We start from the raw sequence: 18,555 nt of genomic DNA on the forward strand, positions 1-18,555 counted from the left end.
CGGAGGTTTTATTATGAAACATTTAAATGAAACGACAAATGTTAATATTTTAAGTCAATTTGATTTAGGTACTGGATATCAAGCAGTAGTCCAAAAGGGTAATGTAGGAAAGAAGTATGTCTATGCCTTACAATTGCGTAAAGGTGTAACTACTATCTTGCGTGGTTATCGTGGTAATAAGATTAATAGTCCTATTCTTAAGTTATCCGATCAAGCTGGAGGTCATACTCAAACTTGGGAATTTGCTGGTAATCATAAGGATATTAATGGTAATGATAGAGCAGGTCAATGGTTTGTAGGAGTTAAGCCTACTAAAATTCAGGGGAGTGATATTATTTGGGCAAGACAAATGGCTAGAGTAGATATTAATACTCAGGCTGGACCTCATGCAGATAATACTGATTTTCCACGGTTGTCTTATTTGAACCGAGCCGGTGCCAATCCATATGCTGGAAAGGTAATGACTCATGCAGAAGCTGCGGTATCACCAAATTATAAAAAGTTCTTAATTGCAACCATCGAAAATAATCGTATTGGTCATTTTACCATTTATGATTTAGATAAAATCAATCAAGCACTTGATAAAAGTGGAAAGTATAAGGATGTCAGTTTGGATGGCTTTGAGTATGAAGATAGCTTTACTATTAATAACTTGTATGGCAATGCAGAAGACGCTGTTGTAAATTCAATTCAAGGATATGATTTGGATAATGATGGAAATATTTATATTTCTAGTCAAAAAGCACCCGATTTCGATGGCTCATATCATGCATATCATAAGCAAATTGTTAAGATTCCATGGAATGGTCGCTCTGAAACGAAAGAAGATCAATGGGAAAGTGTAAATCTAAGTGCATTTGGTGGATTGGATATATCAAAGAAGCATAGTGAAGTTGAAAGTATTCAAATTCTTAGTGAAAATCATTGCTATTTAACGGTTGCATACCATTCTAAATTAGACGGTAAAAATAAAACTACCTTAAATAGAATTTATGAATTATCTTGGAGCTAACAGAAAAACATTAAAACCATTTAAATCTAAAAAATTGAAGGGTGAGTATTTAACAAGATACTCACCCTTTTATTTGCCTTAAATAAATAAAAAGAAGATAATTGTGGTGTAATAATTTGATAAGGATGGGTGTTCTTATAATGAAGACTAAGATTACGTTAATATCTGCAGCTACATTAATGTCTATTGTACCCTTATTTGCTTTAAATAATACTGCTCAAGCTGCAGATAATTCAGTCAAAAAAACAGTAATGCATACTGCAATTGCCTATGACAAAGACGGTAATAGAACAAGTCAAAAATATAATGCTTATAGTACAGTTACTGTTGATTCTAAACCAATAGCTATCAATGATGATCAATATTACAAAATTTTAGGCAAAGATCAATATCTAAAAACTACTAACATTGACGGCGTAACTCGCAAGATAACACACAATACTTATATTTATAAATCTTCATCGGCCAGAACTTCTTACAGGGGGCGCTGGAAATTGTATAGAGGCGAAACAATTACTACTTATGGTAGCTCCTATAAGTTTAAGAATGGCAAGAGCTATTTCAGAGTAGGTGGACCACGTAAGCAATATATTAAATCCTATAATTTGGGTCCAGTTGTTAATTCAGATGTTGAATCTACGTCTGCTGTAGCAACGGTTGTTAGAAGGGCGCATGTTTGGACAGAAATAGGTCCTAATAAATTTGAAAATAAACTTAGTGATTTAAAAGTAGGGACTAAAGTATTAGTTGATCGACTAGAATACAATAGATTATCAGAAAATTCACCACAAGATGAAGATACTGGAATGAATTTTAGATATTACCATATTAAAGGTACTAAAAACTGGATATCAGAAGAAGATGTTAAGGTAAACAAAAAAGTACCGTTTCATAACTATAATAAGGAGCATTATACTTACATCACATTCCCTAAAGACACCGACGTCTACAATGCAGATGGAACAATCCAAGATCATAATGGACAAAAGATAAGTAAACAAAAAGGTCAGTTAAAAGTTGATAAACTTGTTTACATTTGGGTTCCAAGTGAAAATAAAGCAGAGCTTTTCTATCATTTAGTTGGCACTAGTTTTTATGCAAGTACTACTCCAACAGCTCATTGGAGCACAATTAACGTAGGGCATGATGCATATGTTAAAGCAAGTGATGTAAAATTTGTTTATGGAGTAAAATTAACCCCATCAAACACTGCTGCAGAAGCACAAGCAGCTGCACAGAAAAATAAGTTGAATTAAGCAAAAATAGTTGGAAATCAGATTTTTGATGTAAGATGGTAATTAAAAAGGTTGCTAATATGGAATAAATCACCATATTAACAGCCTTTTTAATGTGGAGAATCTCCAATGACTAGAGATTCTCTTTTTGCATCTACTGTTTTCAATCCTTGCTTGGAATAAGGTATAATTGACACTGAAATATTATGAAATCTATTAGAAAGGATCTTCATGAAGGATTTTTTACGTAAGCTAGAGTTGCCTGAATTTATTAAGGATTCACGGCTGACAGCTTCTATAATCATTGCACTTTCTCTTTCGTTATTGGGAAGCATTATTGCGATGATTATGAATCCATTGTTTGGATTGGCAATGCTTTTAGTCTTTATCTTGACCGTTGCCTTTGCCATCTATGGGACCTATATTTTAGCGGGTAATGCAAATAGCTTTGCAGTTAATTTGTCTTACCGGATAAAGCGTAGTGAACAAGAAGCAATGATTAAGATGCCGTTGGGAATTTTGCTTTATGATTCGGATCACCAGATTCAGTGGGTTAACCCATATCTACAATTATATTTAAAGAGTACAGATTTGGTGGGACACACAATTGAATCAGTTGACCCTGATCTGAATAAGCTACTTAATGAAGCAATTGAGGCAAAAACAGCAGAAAATCATCTGGTTGATTGGGATGGTCACCGATTTGAAATGGTGGTCCAAAATAATTTAGGCGTAATATATTTATTGGATATTACGCGCTATGCCAAAATTGAAGATAAATATAAAGCTGAACGATTGGCGATTGGTCAAATTTTCATCGATAATTATGATGAGCTAAGTGAAGCAATGCATGATCAAGAATTGACCAGCATGAGTTCATATGTGCAAAATACATTGAGTGATTATGCGAAAAAGTTTAACGCATATTTAAAACGGATTGATGAAGACCATTTCTTGATCTTGATCCATATGCAAGAATTAGCTGAGATGGAGAAGGACAAATTCTCTGTTTTAGATAAGGTGCGTCAAGAAACGAGTAGAAACAATACGCCACTTACTTTATCTATGGGAATTGCTTTTGGGAGTGATTCTTTGTCTGAAATTGCCAACCAGGCTCAATCTAACTTGGATTTGGCCCTAGGTCGAGGTGGAGACCAGGTTGTCTTACGTCAACCCGGTAAAGACGCCCGCTTTTATGGCGGTAAGTCTAATCCGATGGAAAAGCGGACTAGAGTTAGAGCAAGAATGGTTTCACAAGCAATTAGTGAACTATTTAAAGATGCCGATCAAGTTTTTGTTGTTGGTCATCAGCGTCCTGACATGGACTCAGTCGGTAGTGGGATTGGCGTAGTAAAATTAGCTCGTCTTCACGGAGTTAAAGCTAATTTTGTTTTAGATACTAATAAGACAAACTATGATGTTGGTCGCTTGGTCACCTTAATGCAACAGAAAAATCAGGATAAGGATATTTTTATTAACCCTGATGTAGCTTTAGCTCAAGTTACTGACAAGTCAATGTTGGTAATGGTTGATCATTCGAAGTATTCAATTACTTACTCACGGTCACTTTATGATCGTTTGAAGAATCGAATCATCGTTATTGATCACCATAGACGAGGCGAGGAATTCCCTGAAAATCCAATGTTAACCTATGTTGAACCATATGCTTCTTCGGCTTGTGAATTGGTCACTGAAATGATTGAATATCAGCAGCCAGCTAACGGTAAGCGAGTTTTGACCGATATTGAAGCTACAGCAATGTTAGCCGGGATTGTGGTCGACTCCAAGGAATTCTCGTTGAGAACAGGAACTAGAACCTTCGATGCGGCTAGTTACTTACGTTCAATCGGGGCTGACTCAGCAGTTGTAAGCATGCTCTTGAAAGAGGACATTGATAGTTTCCTCGAACGGACGCATTTAGTAGCCACTTTGAAGATGGTGAAGCCACATATGGCCGTATTATGTGGACCTGATGATAAGATTATAGATCCGATCATTACAGCGCAGGCGGCTGATACTGCACTTGATTTGGAAAATGTGGGTGCTAGTTTCGCAATTACGCGGCGCAGTGATAATACGATTGGTATTTCAGCTAGATCAATGGGTAAGATCAACGTTCAAATTATTATGGAAAAATTGGGCGGTGGTGGACATCTTTCTAATGCGGCAACACAGATTAAAGATGTTACTATTGAAGAAGCAAAACAAAAATTGCTTGATGCAATTGATGAATATGAAAAAGAAAATGATTAGGAAGGACAAATATGAAAGTTATTTTTACTCAAGATGTTAGAGGTCGAGGTAAGCGTGGACAAGTTAAGGACGTACCTGATGGATACGCACAAAATTACTTGATTAAGCGAGGCTTGGCTAAAGAAGCTACTAAAGGTAACATGAATACCTTGAAGCGTGTAGAAGCTAATGAAAAGGCTGCTTATGAAGCAGAAAAGGCCGAAGCAGAAAAGATCAAGGCAGAACTTGAAAAAGACGATACCGTTGTTAACTTCAAATCTAAGGCTGGTACTGACTCACGTTTGTTTGGTTCAATCTCAAGTAAGAAGATTGTGGAAGGCCTTGAAAAGCAATACGGTATCAAGGTTGATAAACGCAAGCTTAACTTGCCAGAACCAATTAAGACTTTGGGCTATACTAATGTTCATGCCAAATTATTTAAGGGTGTAGAAGCTACTATTCGCGTTCACGTTACTGAACAAGACTAATAAAAAGTGGTTGTGATTGATGGATAATATCGTTTCTCAACAAATTCCGCATGATCGCGATGCCGAAAGGGCAGTTCTGGGTGCGATTTTTATCGATCCTGAAGCCATTGCGGATGCTAGTGCGGTAGTTCAGCCTGAAGATTTCTATGAGCGGGCTAATCAAATTGTCTTTCAAGCGATGTTGGACTTGTCTGATCGCGGGGATGCAATTGATACGCTGACCTTGCAGGATGAATTAAACAAAAGAAATCAGTTAGAAGATATTGGTGGCATCGGTTATGTTTCTGAATTAGCGATGGCCACACCGACAGCAGCGCATGTTACCTATTATGCCAAAATCGTGCATCGGAAGGCGCTGCTTCGTCGTTTGATCTCTGCCAGTCAGAAGATTATTTCTAATGCAATTGACGGCTCAGACGACGTGACCGACATTCTAGACGACGCTGAAAGTGAAATCATGAATGTCTCGTCAGAAAATAATACAGGTGGCTTTAGAGCGATTAAGGAAATTGTTAATTCGGCGATTAATGATATTAACAATATCCCAGATGACGGGAATATGGTCACCGGTTTGCCAACCGGTTTCGCGGAATTGGACAAGATGACCACCGGTTTTCACGATGATGAATTAATCATTGTCGCTGCTCGTCCTGGTGTAGGTAAAACTTCCTTTGCCTTAAATATCGCGCAAAATGTGGGTCTGCATACGGATAAAAGCGTTGCGATGTTCTCACTTGAAATGAGTGGGGAGCAGTTGGTTCAAAGAATGCTGGCTTCTGAAGGCTTAATTAATTCGCAGCACTTAAGAACTGGTCAGCTTGATGAAGAAGAATGGCGCAAATTAGTAGTGGCTTCGGGGTCACTAGCTAACGCCCAGATTTTCATTGATGATACGCCGGGGATTAAGATGAGCGAGATTCGGGCCCAATCACGGCGTTTAGCTAAGGAAAAAGGTAATCTTGGCTTGATTGTGATCGACTACTTGCAGTTGATTGAAGGACCACGTAGTGAGTCACGGCAACAAGAAGTTTCAGCTATTTCACGACAATTAAAAAAGCTAGCTAAGGAGCTTCACGTGCCCGTCATTGCCCTTTCGCAGCTATCACGGTCAGTTGAGCAGAGACAGGATAAACGGCCTGTACTGTCCGATATTCGTGAATCTGGATCAATTGAACAAGATGCCGACATTGTTTCTTTCTTATATCGGGATGATTATTATCGTGATGAACCAGATGATGGTGAAAGTAGCGGTAGTCAAGATGAAGTTGGCGCAGAAGACGATAATGGTGAAGTAGAAGTCATCATTGAAAAGAACCGTTCCGGTAGCCGGGGGACGGTTAAGCTAATGTTTTCAAAGCCATTCAACCGTTTTTCAAATTTGGATTATGCGCATGATCCTAATGGTAATTAGAAAAAGCACTCGATGAGTGCTTTTTCTATGTTTGAATATAATACGAATAATATTTACATTTATAATGGAAATTGTTTATATTTGGTGTTGAAATGATACCATAAGTTTGCTATAACTATTACTGAAAAGAGTAATAGCGAATATACTCATGGAGGAATAGCAAATTTATGAAATTTAAGAAGATTTTGCTTGGTGCATGTGCAGTTTTAGCAGCCGTTTCACTAGCTGCCTGCTCAAATAGTAAGAAGAGTTCATCTGCATCGAGTGAGCCAAAGGAATTGAACGTTGAATTTGTACCAAGTACTCAAGCAAATAAGATGGAAGCTAAGGCCAAGCCTTTAGGCACATTATTGCAAAAGCAATTACACATTCCAGTTCATGTAACAGTTTCTACTGACTATAGTGGTTTAGTTGAAGCAATGTCATCTAAGAAAGTGGATGTTGGTTTTATGCCGCCATATTCTTACATATTAGCTCATAAAAAGGGAATTGCTGATGTTTTATTGCAAGCCGAACGTTACGGCTATGATGAACCATCCGGTAAGATGAATCATACCTTAATGCATAAGTATCGTGGTATGATCGTGGTTAAGAAGGGCTCAAAGATCAAATCTTGGAAAGACTTAAAGGGTAAAAAGATTGCGATTGGCGATCCTAGTTCTTCATCGGGCTATGTTTATCCAATTGCGGAACTTTACAAAAAGGGTTTGAATGTAACCAAGGACTGCAAATTAGTTAATGTTAAGGGTGACGATCAAGAAGTGTTATCCGTTTTGAATGGGGATGTTGATGCCGCATTCGTCTTCTCAGATGCACGTAATATTGCCGCTAAGGATGACAAGAAAGCAATGACCGATGTTGTGCCAATCTACTTTACCAAGTGGATTCCAAACGATACTATTGCAGTTAGAAAAGATATGCCTAAAAAATTCAGAGTTAAGTTAGCTAAGGCTTTCAAGAATATTGCTAAGTCTAAGAAGGGTAAGCAAATTATCGAAAGCATTTATAACCATTATGGTTACGTTGAAGCTAAGGATTCCGACTTTGATGGCTTACGTCAATACCAAAAGATCGTTAACAAAGCTACTGGTGGCAGTAACTAAAATAGAATAATTTAATTGAAAGGGCTCATCATTACGGGTGAGTTCTTTTTGTTTCTATATAATGTATCAGTTAAAATAGACATAAAAGAAATGAAGAAAGAAGAAAAATATGAAAATTGCGGTTTTAACTGATAGCTCGAGACTGTAAAATAGTTTGTGTAAGGATGAATGATTCCTTAAATTTATTTCTTTAAACATTAGAAAAAGGAGTTCCTTTCTCGTATGATTGGTTTGAACAAAAAAACACATACAGAAAGAAGAACTCCTTCATGAATGATTTTACCAAAGATTTTGCTCAAGCTCTATTCAATCCAGACAAAATAAATGATTTATTGCGCAAAGAGCTACAACAGGCTGTTAATAACTTGCTAGAAGCTGAGTTGACTGCCTTTCTAGGCTATGATCCCTATGCCAGAAATGGCTGGAATACTGGCAATTCTAGAAATGGTGCTTATTTCCGCAAGGTTGATACCCAGTTTGGACCAATTGAAGTGCAAGTGCCTCGAGACCGCAACGGTCAGTTTCATCAGCACACGCTGCCTGACTACAAGCAGCACTCTGATGTTTTGGAAAGCACGATTATCAAGCTATACTCCAAAGGCGTAACTACCAGAGAAATCGCTGACTTGATTGAGAAAATGTATGGCAGTCATTATAGTCCAGCTCAAGTATCAAATATTTCCAAGCAGATGCTCCCCAAGATTGAGGCTTATCACAAGCGCAAGCTAAGCGACAAGTTTTTCTGTGTCTATTTGGATGCGACATACCTTCCTTTGCGCCGAGAAACGTTTGAGCGTGAAGCAGTATATATTGCCATTGGCATTAAACCTAATGGACATAAGGAAGTCATTGACTACTGCATTGCTCCTAGTGAGAACATTGAAGTTTGGACAGAGATGCTTCAAAACATGAAGTCCAGAGGCTTGAAGCAAGTTGAGCTTTTTCTTTCTGATGGTGTTGTTGGCATGAAAACAGCCTTGGCCAGGACTTATCCTAAAGCTCATTTTCAACGCTGCCTGGTTCATGTCATGCGCAATATCTGCGCTAAAGTACGCGTCGACGATCGTGAAAAGATCATGAACGAATTCAAGCAGATACATCAACAGACAAGCAAAAAAGAAGCTGCAGCTGTCTTGCACAAATTCTATGCCAAATGGAATAAAGCTTATAGCCATGTCATCAAAGGTTTGAAGGAAATTGAGCCCGATCTGCTAGTCTTCTACAATTATCCCAAACAAATCAGAGCTTCAATTTATTCAACCAATATGATTGAATCCTTTAACAACGTCATCAAGCGTAAAGCTAAGCCTAAGGCAGAATTTCCAACTGAACAGTCGCTTGATGCATTTATTGGCATCCAGGCAATGAGCTACAATGACCGTTATTTCAATCGAATTCATAAAGGCTTTGGTCAGGTTCAGGACACCTTAGAATCCTACTTTGATTAAATAAATAATTAAAAAATCAATTTACGAGAAAGATCTATTTACACAAAAGATTTGACAGTTTCGATAGCTCAGCTTATTTAACTAAAGAACAACAAGAAAAATATCAAATCGATGTTTTGCCAATTCCAATTATTTGGGGCAAAAAAGTATATCATGACTTAGTCGATATTGGTTATGAAGAATTTTATCAAAAACTAAATACAGCAAAAGAGCTGCCAACTACTTCGCAGCCTTCAATCGGTGATCTTAAGCAGAAGATTGATGAATACGTGGCAGCAGGCTACACGGATGTTATTGTAATTACTCTTTCAAGTGGGATTTCTAGCTATTTCTCAACCGTTCAGAGTGTTGCGGCAGAAGAAGACCGAATCAAGGTTCATCCATTCGATAGTAAAATTACCTGTGCTGGTGAGGCGGATTATGCTATGTTGGCAGGCCGTTTAATCGAGGCTGGAGCGGATATTGATTTGATCATGCATGATCTTAAGGACCTGCAAAAAACGATGGATGTGCGCTTTATGGTGGACGATTTGAGCCATTTGAAGCGTACAGGTCGTTTGTCTAATGCGGCAAGTTTTGTTGGGACGCTGTTTAAGATTAAGCCAATTTTATCTATGGATGTGCAAAATGAAGGCAAGATCTCGGCGATTGCCAAAGAACGGCAATATAAGCGGGCTTATCGCCATGTCCAGAACGACTTTGATAATTTAACTAAGAATCTGTCTTACAAGATTCAAGATACGATTTTTGACTCGCTTGATCCTGAGAAAAAACAGGCCTGGCTTGATGATTACCGAGCTAAGTTCCCTAAGTATAAGTTTGATACTAGTATTATCGGCCCTGTTGTTGGGGTGCATGTAGGTCAAGGTACAATGTCGATGATCTGGTGCCGTGATTTGGATACTTATTTTGATGAAAACGGTCAGCCAATCAAGGGAATTGAGTCACAAGCAGTAGTGGATCCAGAGTAAGCATAATACCAATATGACAAAAAAATGAGAGATACTATTGATTCTTTAATATCATCGCTATATTATTATTAATAATTTAATATGTCGATGAATGGGGATGATCAGAGTGTCAATCAGTTCTTTTTTTAAAAAGTTAATAGCCAAAAATAAACTCTTGTTTTTAGCTATGGTGATTACTAGTGCTTTTGCTTCTTTAGATGGCGTCATTTCTCCTTATGTTATTGGGAAAATTACTAATACACTTTCTCAGAAACATTTTAGTGAGATACCGAAAATCTTGTTACTGTATCTGTTGATGATGCTTTTTCTGAATGTTAGCTTTTATCTATGGCAATTTTGTTGGGGAAAAATTACCAAATCAAGTAATGAATTATTGAGATCTACAGCTCTTAATAATTTTATTGCTTCCCCTAGTGAAAAGAAAATCACTAATACCCTGAATTTTATCAATGTTAATGTTAAACAAATTGAAAATCAATGTATTGATTCAACAATTATGCTTGTTTACTGCGTTGAGCAAGCCATCGTTTCATTAGTTTATATTTTAAGTATTAATGGCATTGCAGCAATGGTTTTCTTAGTTTGTGGGTTAATTCCAGCAGTTATTCCACGTTTAACTCGTAATTGGGTTCAGACAGGAACTAAAAAGTGGAATAGCAGTTATGAAAACTATAATCAAAAAACAAGTGATGCTGTGCATGGTTTTGATACTATCAGACATGCAAATGGTGATAATAGATTCAAAATATTTGTCCAAAAAGCATTAATGGGAGAAGAAAAGAAGTATTTTTTGATGAATTTTCGGCGTAATACTTCTAATTTTTTAGCCCAGGTCTCTTATTCATTATCAATGCTTATTTCTTTGGCTGTTGGTACATTCTTTGTAATTAATGGTCAAATTCTAGTAGGTGGTTTGATTTCTCTATTTTTAGCATCAGATCGTTTAACTAGTCCAATTATTTCGATTGTTAATATTGCAAATCAATTGACCTCTGTTAGTCCTCTGCTAAAAAATAAAGCTTTACAAAAATCTAAAAAGCAAGAATTTAATAATTTAGACTTCACCAAATTACCAAACCAAGAGAAAATAATTTTTGATCACTGCAATTTAGGGTATTCTAATAAAGCTATTTTGAAGAATATTAATTTGACAGTTTCTAAAGGAAATAAAGTATTGATCATCGGTCGTTCTGGTATTGGTAAATCCACTCTGTTCAAGACATTGCTTAATGAAATTCCATTGCTAAAGGGCAAAATACTGGTAGATAATAGTCTTAACCAAGCTAATTTCTATACCAATTTTGGTATTGTTAGTCAGGATACTTATATATTCGCTGAATCTTTGCGCTTTAATTTAACGCTTGGAAAAGATTTTCCTACTCAGCAAGTAATAAATGTTTTGAAAACTGTTAAATTAAGTTATTTAGCTAATGAAAAAAGCTTAGACATGCAGATCGGGGAGAAGGGATTATCACTTTCGGGTGGAGAAAAACGAAAACTGGAAATTGCACGAGCTTTATTGAATCAAAAATCGATTTTACTTGTTGACGAAGGACTATCTGGACTTGATGAAGAAAGCAATAAACAAATTTTTGCACTTCTTCAAAGTCTTCCGCAGACAGTAATTGAAATTGAACATGCTGTTAGTCCAGAAGAGAAAAATCAATTTGATCAAATTATTGATCTAGGAGCTCAGTATTGATTTTTTTATAAATAAACAAAAAAATACATACGTATGAAAGCCTTTACACATAAGGGCTTTTTTCTTTATAATATTAGCAGCACGAAAACTTTTTGGAGAAAAACTTACATACAGAAAAGGATGAGAATATGGCAGAAAAGAAATATGTTGGTAGTATCGAAGCTGGTGGTACTAAATTTATCGTCGCTGTGCAAGATGTTGAAACAGGCAAGGAAGTAGCGCGTGATCGTATTCCTACCACTACTAACAAGGAGACTTTACAAAAAACAGCTGAGTTTTTCAAAAAGCACCCCGTTGATGCATTAGGAATTGGTACTTTTGGTCCAATTGATATCAATCCTAACTCTCGTACTTATGGCTACATTTTGGACACGCCTAAGCCAGGTTGGTCAGGTACGGACGTAAAGGGCTTCTTTGAAAGAGAATTAGGTATTCCAGTTGCCATGACGACTGACGTTAACGCATCATGCTATGGTGAATATGTTGCTCGCGGTCGCGATGATTCTAAGAGCTACTTCTATGCAACAGTTGGTACTGGCGTTGGAGCTGGAATTGTGCAAGCGGGTAAGTTGCTCGGTTTGAATAACCATCCAGAAATGGGGCACATGTTGGTTCGTCGTTATCCTGGTGATGATTATGAAGGCCATTGCCCATTCCATAATGATGCTTGTGTTGAAGGCATGTCTGCTGGTCCAAGTCTTGAGGGCAGAACTGGTATCCCTGGTGAAAAATTGTCTCGCGATAACAAGGTCTTCACTTATTCTGCATATTACATTGCTCAAATGCTCTTCAATGTTTACATGGCTGCTCGTCCAGATGTAATGATTGTTGGCGGTTCAGTTTTAAATGAAGATGATTTGGTTAAGGTAAGAAAGTTCTTTGATGAATTTAACAACAATTACGTTGCCACACCCGATTTGAATGAATTAATTGTGCGTCCTGCTGTGGCTCACAACGGGTCTGCAACTCTTGGCGATTTTGAATTAGCTAAGAATTTGCTCAAATAAAAAAGCATAGATAAATTGAATAAGCAATAAAAAGGCTCAACTCGTTAAGAAAGACGTAAGGCGAGCCTTTTTTGACGTAATTTGACCTAAATGCGAGTAATATTAATTCTAGAAACGTAACCGGTTTATTAAGAAAGGAGCCCAACTATGAACAAATCAGATAGTGGCTTAAAAGACAAAGTTATCGGTAAAGTGAAAGAAGTCGAAGGTAAAATTACCGGCGATAAATCACGCGAAGTCCAAGGAAAAGCTCAACAAGCCAAGGGCAAAGTTAAGGACAAAGCCAAAAAATTAAAGGATGATCTGGAAAAAGACCATCAAATAGATGAAGATTGTTAAAGACTCAGGTCGACTAGCAATAGCTAAACAGAAAGCAAATAGGTGATCCTATGTTATCATGGATCTGGGTTTTAATCGTTGGCGCTATAATAGGTCTAATAGCTGGTTTCATAACTGGTAGGGGTGGATCAATGGGATTTATAGCTAATTTAATAGCAGGGCTGGTTGGTTCAACCTTAGGCCAAGCAATCTTTGGTTCGTGGGGGCCGCAAATGGCTGGGATGGCAATCGTACCATCAATATTGGGAGCAGTCATCTTGGTACTAGTGGTTTCCTTTGTACTAGGGATGCTTAGAAGAACTGAATAAAAATAGAATAAGAGAAGTGTCTGGGAAAAAACTAACCATTAGATACTGAAAGACGATCAATCCAACTCTTAATTTGAGTTGCTTGACCGTCTTTTTCTGTCTATTTTTATTTTTGAACAAAGAAAATTGGTCTTTTGACCATCTTCTGTTCCAATATTTGCTTAAATTCATCATCATGAAGGCTATTCCTATATCTGTTTCAACCTTCTTTTTGCCTCTTAAATGAGTTCGGCGCATGCCAAAGACGTTCTTCAAATGTCCAAAAATCGGCTCCACATCATATTTCCTCATGCTGTAGATGTGTCTGCCTTCAGGACTTTGGAGAACTGCTTTGGCTTTTTCTTTTAGGTATTGCCAGTTAGGATTATAGCGAACCTGACGTTGGCGTCCGCTCTTAGTCTTGGCTAAGCGTTCTAATTCTGGCGTTAGTTGAAATTCATCTGCTTCATAGACCTTAAAATCACGAACCTGACCAGTCGATCGATCTTTACGTTGACTATAATATTTGAAGTTGAATCTGACGCCATTTTGATCAAGGTAATAATCATCTTTTTCATCATAGAACCAGTTAGCCAGCTTAGTTGGATCGTTGCGATACTTTCTGGTCTTTTCCTTTTCGTACATGGTATAAGGAATATAGTACTTCTTGTCTGAATATTTCTCTGCCAACATTGAATAGTTATATTCGCTGCCATAACCAGCATCAGCGACAATCTTGTCAAACTTGTCTAGTGTCGTCATCTGCTTTAAAAATGGTTCGAAAGTTCTGAAATCAGTTGGATTAGGGTATAAAGCAAAGTCAACCACATATTGATCAGTGGTAGCGGCTTGAATATTGTAGCCTGGCTTGAGCTGGCCGTTCTTCATGTGATCTTCCTTCATATGCATGAAAGTCGCGTCATGATCTGTCTTAGAATAGCTATTACGCCCTGCAAAGATTTCTTTCGCCTCTTCATATTTCTTCATTCGAGGAACATAGTCTTTTCTTAGTTTATGAAGCAGCTTTTTAAGACCGCGTCTTCTTGCTTTTCTAGGCGAACCGCCAGGGATTGCTTTGGGTTCTTGCTCAATTTCTTCGGTCAGCTTTTCAATCTCGGCTTCCGTTTCTTGTACTAGCTCTGCCAAACCTTGACTGGTCTGGACTTTCTCTTTTGCCATTGCTTTGACGACTTCTTTGGCAATCAATTCATCATAAAGCTCAACCGCTTGACCTTTGAGCTTGTCATGAAATTTTTCAACTGCCTTGCGCCAAACAAAAGTATAGCGATTGGCGTCAGCTTCGATTTTAGTGCCATCAATAAAGATCGCTCCTTCATTGATAAGGCCCTCGGCTTCTAACAAATTGGTAAAGTAGAGGAAGCTTTTCTTAACCAGCTCATTGGCATGCTTGCTGGATCTAAAGTTATTGATAGTATGGTAAGAAATCTGTTGGTGTTCAGCCAAAGCCATCATCGGCACGTTTTCTTCCAGCATTAATTCGATTTTTCTGCCTGAAAATACTCTTCTGGAATAAGCAAAAAGCAAGATTTTAAGCATCATCGCTGGATGATAAGCTGGACGACCGGTTTTAGCAGTATTACCCAATAAGACATCTTCTGGAATTGAATCGACAAACCAGCTAATGGTATTAGCCAAATGATTATGAGGAATAGCGAAGTCTAAGTTGAGTGTTAAAGCTGTTTGACCTATGGTATAATTTTGATACATTAAGATTGCCTTCTTTCTTTTTGTTTTGTGGTGATTCAATAATATCAAGGAAGGCACTTAAAGTATAGAAAAAGAACGATGAAATCCATTAGGAAATCATCGTTCTTTTTTCCTGTCTGAGAATTAGTTTTTTCCCAGACACTTTGTGTTTCATGTGAAACTATTTTAGCTTTTTTCGTTCATTTTCTTTCTCAGCTAAAAAACGTTGCTTAATTTCTTCAGGCAAAAGACTAGGGACCGTTTTGTCATAAAATTCAAAGAATATGGGTGCCTTGTTAGAGTCATTGCTCTTGGGATATAAGGCAAAGTCACTTTCGCTAAACGGTAAGCTGATATTACCACGTAAAGCATTGATAATCTCACCGAACATATGCAAAACATAACGGCGCGTCTCAGGCTCTAATGACATAATTACGCGACTGAAACGGACAGTGCCTAATAATTTATTGGCTGTAATCTGGAACACATCGGTAATGTTCAATTCATCAAAAGCTTGAAAGAGGGCATCCCAGAGTTCGCCGCGTTGTTTTTCAGGGATGCTGTGATTGAAATCGATGAGCGAGTGGCGCAATGAGCGGGCACCTGAAGTTAAACTCTCAGCTAAAACAAAACTGGCACGCCCCACGGCCCAGCGGCGAGGATCATGTTGTTGGACCATTGGCGCTGTACTTTTAATGATTAAAACGCGCTCAGGGTGGTCAAGCATGGTGCCGATGATTGAGGCTTCAGGTAAATAGGTCTTCATTTTATACATGCTGCGAGTAAAACCAGGAGAGTTCCAGACCTGGCGGAAAAAGCCGGGGCCATCAAAGCTAAAGGCTTTGATAATGCGGTCTTGCAATTTTGGCTCGGCTACGCTTAAAGCATATTCAGCGTAATTGCCGCCCTTAGAATGCCCTGCTAAATAAATTTTGTCATGGGGAAAGGCGGCAGCCATTTCTTTGAGGTAATTGGCAGCGATGTCTTGGCCATAAACTTTGGGCATGTAGTTCATATTCATGTCTTCGTTCCAGCCGATGATTGAGCTGTCGGTTCCGCGGTAAACGATGATAATTGTATTATCGGTTAAGCGAAAAGTAGCCGCGGTAAATTGAAGTGGATAAGGATCTTTTTCCAGTCGGTTGGTCCAGTTAAGGATTTTGATATCGCCTAGACGAGGTGATTTAGGTAAAAGAAGAACTTGATCGCCAGCTAAATCTTTCATTTGAACTTGAAATGAAGGAAGGACGCGCAATTTTTCTGCGACTTCACTTAAGGTATGTCCCTTAGCAGATTTGTCGACGGGTAAGTAGATGATTGAGGCGAAGAGGGATGCGTCCACGCTATTAAAAGACCGTTCTTTAAAAGAAAGATCTCCCCGCCAACGTAAATAATCAAGAGTTCCAGCCATAATCTCATCCTTTCATTAATTAGGCAATATTACTATTTTACTAAATTGTCGCGCCAAAATAAAAATCTCAAGCTAATGCTTGAGATTGAAAATGATTTTACATACCACCACGGGTATAACTAATGCGGGTAATATCAGGATATTTACGTAAATTCATGATAATAGAATTCTCATCCATTTTATTATTAATGATTCCGTCAACGTAGAAAACAATGTGGTCATCACTCACGTCGAGAATTTTAACAGTAACATTTTCGACGTGATTATCTGCTAGTTCTTGCTTGATTTTAGATAAAATATGATGCTGATTAATAGCCACAATTTGAATGTTAAAACGAACATGTGGCGTTATTTTGTTGATAATGACATCATCGTGAAAGATCATTTGAATGATAAACAATAGGGCGGTTGATAGGATACCGATGAAATACATGCCAGCACCAACAGCCATCCCGATGGCGGCAGTTGCCCAAACTCCAGCGGCAGTAGTTAAGCCCGAGACCTGTTCTTTTCTAACTAGGATTGTACCCGCACCAATGAAGGAAATTCCTGTAACGATCTGGGCCGCAATTCTTGATGGATCTAGTGCAATGTCATGCATGCTTAATAGATCGGTAAATCCATATTTAGATACGATCATGAATAAAGCAGAAGCAATCGCAACTACGATATGAGTTCTCACACCCGCGCTTTTTCTCTGAATCGCCCGCTCATAGCCGATTAATGCGCCACAAAAAGCTGCGACAACAATTCTAAGTAGCCAATCTAATTCGGTTGTAATTGGAGCTAAAGTTTGCATTATTTAGTCCTCATCCTTTGTATAATCAACAATTATTATCATTTCTATTTTAACGTAAATGCAGAAAAATTATAGTCTGGGGAATTTTTTTGAACTTTTTTCAAAAAAAGACTTGCACAGTTTCCATCTATATGGTTTAATAAATACTGTTGTCGGGTAAGACAACGAAGAGTTGCTGACTTAGCTCAGTTGGCAGAGCACCTCACTAGTAATGAGGAGGTCGGAGGTTCGAACCCTCTAGTCAGCATTAGTTAAACAACTTACAAGTTTTTAAGTCTATCATTTAAGTTCGAAAGAGCTTGATATGATAGACTTTTTTGTTACTTATAATTATTTGTGTAGATTTAAAAATAGATATGAATACTTAGTTTCACCACAAAAAATGCCACACAGTTTTTCTAGTGTGGCATTTGTGTGGCAAAGGTACTATAAATACTGTAATGACAGGCTTTATTGTTTGTCATTTTTTGATTTATCTGAATTATCAGATGAAAAGAAATTTTCTTTAGCAAATTGTAGACTCTGTATACCTTGATCAATAGCTGATAAAAGTTCTTTTTTAGTAGCTTGAGTATTGATTACTTTTGAAGCAGTTAGTTCAATGTTATGAGCCATATTATCAACTTCATCAATTAATATATTAAAGTTTCTATTATCTACATCTTTAGAATATTGATCTTTTAATTTATTAAGAACTAAATTTTCAAATTCTTTATTTGTTGTTCCAACTAGGGAATTGATAAAGTTAAGATCTTTAAATAGAAAGGAGAAATCTTTTTTCCAAAATTCATTGATTTCATCAAATTGAGGAAAATGTGTTTTTTCTGCTGTCTTATCAATATCGCCGTCTTTATTACGATAAAAATTCAGAGGAGTATTATAGTCACCCAAAAATAGTAGGTAGTTTTTTAAGTATTGATGAAATTCATCAGTAAAGTCAGAAACGTTAAAGTATTTATTATGTAAAAGAGATACTAATTTATGATCAACGTCTGATCTTTGGGTGCCTTTTCCTGATAAATAGTATTCAGAAACATTAAGCGCATGTGCAAGTTTACTCATTGTTTGGGGAGATGGATAGTTAACACCACTTTCATATTTTGCAATTGTGCCTCTGGAGATGTTTAATCCTTTTTCATTTGATAGATAATCGGAGAGTTGGGCTTGAGTTTTATCCATTTTTTCTCTGATTTCTTTAATTCTAGGTAATACCATAAAAATCCTCCCTTAAATATTCTTCATAATTATAACATGCTCTATAAACTAAGGAGCTAAAAATATTTATTTAGCTATTGAAAAGGAGCAAACAAAATGATATAACTATTTATGCAGAAAGGAGCATAAATATAAATAGTTCATCGTTATAAGGAGCAAATAATGTATATGCTCTAAAGTGTAGAACA

At 37.3% G+C, this 18,555-nt stretch carries 16 protein-coding genes and 1 tRNA gene; 13 read left to right on the plus strand and 4 right to left on the minus strand.

Features of this window, described 5'->3' with window-relative positions; genetic code table 11:
* The first annotated feature begins 13 nt into the window (after nt 1–13).
* The 12 genes from J6L97_RS00065 to J6L97_RS00120 all read left to right on the plus strand — a co-directional run bounded on the left by J6L97_RS00065 (nt 14) and on the right by J6L97_RS00120 (nt 13,256).
* A complete protein-coding gene (locus J6L97_RS00065; protein WP_023487823.1) occupies nt 14–1,012 on the plus strand; it encodes a helveticin J family class III bacteriocin in 999 nt (332 codons plus the stop codon).
* A gap of 137 nt (nt 1,013–1,149) precedes the next feature.
* Nucleotides 1,150–2,268: an SLAP domain-containing protein gene (locus J6L97_RS00070; protein WP_035442899.1), complete on the plus strand. Its 1,119-nt coding sequence runs from the start codon at nt 1,150–1,152 to the stop codon at nt 2,266–2,268.
* Between the two features lie 210 nt (nt 2,269–2,478).
* Nucleotides 2,479–4,500 carry a DHH family phosphoesterase gene (locus J6L97_RS00075; RefSeq protein WP_005721046.1) on the plus strand — a complete coding sequence of 674 codons (2,022 nt, stop codon included), beginning with the start codon at nt 2,479–2,481 and terminating at the stop codon, nt 4,498–4,500.
* 11 nt (nt 4,501–4,511) lie between these two features.
* Nucleotides 4,512–4,967 carry a 50S ribosomal protein L9 gene (gene rplI, locus J6L97_RS00080; protein WP_005721048.1) on the plus strand — a complete coding sequence of 152 codons (456 nt, stop codon included), beginning with the start codon at nt 4,512–4,514 and terminating at the stop codon, nt 4,965–4,967.
* 19 nt (nt 4,968–4,986) lie between these two features.
* Nucleotides 4,987–6,378 (plus strand): replicative DNA helicase, encoded by a 1,392-nt coding sequence (gene dnaB / locus J6L97_RS00085; protein WP_057726282.1) that lies wholly within the window; start codon nt 4,987–4,989, stop codon nt 6,376–6,378.
* A 167-nt stretch (nt 6,379–6,545) separates the two neighbouring features.
* On the plus strand, nt 6,546–7,481 hold the full coding sequence (locus J6L97_RS00090) for a phosphate/phosphite/phosphonate ABC transporter substrate-binding protein (protein ID WP_054832723.1): 936 nt from the start codon (nt 6,546–6,548) through the stop codon (nt 7,479–7,481).
* 269 nt (nt 7,482–7,750) lie between these two features.
* A complete protein-coding gene (locus J6L97_RS00095) occupies nt 7,751–8,929 on the plus strand; it encodes an IS256 family transposase (RefSeq protein WP_005728142.1) in 1,179 nt (392 codons plus the stop codon).
* Between the two features lie 32 nt (nt 8,930–8,961).
* On the plus strand, nt 8,962–9,900 hold the full coding sequence (locus J6L97_RS00100) for a DegV family protein (RefSeq protein WP_057726900.1): 939 nt from the start codon (nt 8,962–8,964) through the stop codon (nt 9,898–9,900).
* A gap of 97 nt (nt 9,901–9,997) precedes the next feature.
* Nucleotides 9,998–11,602, plus strand: coding sequence for an ATP-binding cassette domain-containing protein (locus J6L97_RS00105; RefSeq protein WP_057726901.1), 1,605 nt, complete (start codon nt 9,998–10,000; stop codon nt 11,600–11,602).
* A gap of 128 nt (nt 11,603–11,730) precedes the next feature.
* Nucleotides 11,731–12,609 (plus strand): ROK family protein, encoded by an 879-nt coding sequence (locus J6L97_RS00110; protein WP_057726902.1) that lies wholly within the window; start codon nt 11,731–11,733, stop codon nt 12,607–12,609.
* 147 nt (nt 12,610–12,756) lie between these two features.
* The gene (locus J6L97_RS00115; RefSeq protein ID WP_005723606.1) at nt 12,757–12,948 is read left to right on the plus strand and encodes a CsbD family protein; all 192 of its coding nucleotides are present in this window, start codon (nt 12,757–12,759) and stop codon (nt 12,946–12,948) included.
* A gap of 50 nt (nt 12,949–12,998) precedes the next feature.
* Nucleotides 12,999–13,256 (plus strand): GlsB/YeaQ/YmgE family stress response membrane protein, encoded by a 258-nt coding sequence (locus J6L97_RS00120; protein ID WP_054832947.1) that lies wholly within the window; start codon nt 12,999–13,001, stop codon nt 13,254–13,256.
* On the opposite strand, the gene J6L97_RS00125 is transcribed toward J6L97_RS00120, so the two are convergent.
* From J6L97_RS00125 to J6L97_RS00135, 3 genes are all read right to left on the minus strand, one after another.
* Nucleotides 13,230–14,963, minus strand: a complete 1,734-nt coding sequence (locus tag J6L97_RS00125) for an IS1182 family transposase (protein WP_057726903.1) — start codon at nt 14,961–14,963, stop codon at nt 13,230–13,232. The genes J6L97_RS00120 and J6L97_RS00125 overlap by 27 nt on opposite strands.
* Before the next feature lie 160 nt (nt 14,964–15,123).
* Nucleotides 15,124–16,353 (minus strand): DUF2974 domain-containing protein, encoded by a 1,230-nt coding sequence (locus J6L97_RS00130; protein ID WP_057726904.1) that lies wholly within the window; start codon nt 16,351–16,353, stop codon nt 15,124–15,126.
* A gap of 97 nt (nt 16,354–16,450) precedes the next feature.
* Entirely contained in the window at nt 16,451–17,152 is a 702-nt protein-coding gene (locus tag J6L97_RS00135; protein WP_054832950.1) for an MgtC/SapB family protein, read from the minus strand.
* 174 nt (nt 17,153–17,326) lie between these two features.
* Here J6L97_RS00135 and J6L97_RS00140 point away from each other — a divergent pair.
* Nucleotides 17,327–17,399: transfer RNA gene (locus J6L97_RS00140), tRNA-Thr, on the plus strand.
* A gap of 203 nt (nt 17,400–17,602) precedes the next feature.
* On the opposite strand, the gene J6L97_RS00145 is transcribed toward J6L97_RS00140, so the two are convergent.
* Complete coding sequence (locus tag J6L97_RS00145; RefSeq protein ID WP_005721899.1) at nt 17,603–18,367, minus strand: helix-turn-helix domain-containing protein; 765 nt, start codon at nt 18,365–18,367, stop codon at nt 17,603–17,605.
* Nucleotides 18,368–18,555 lie beyond the last annotated feature (188 nt).

Origin of the sequence: Lactobacillus crispatus (assembly GCF_018987235.1) — a bacterium.
GTDB lineage: Bacteria > Bacillota > Bacilli > Lactobacillales > Lactobacillaceae > Lactobacillus > Lactobacillus crispatus.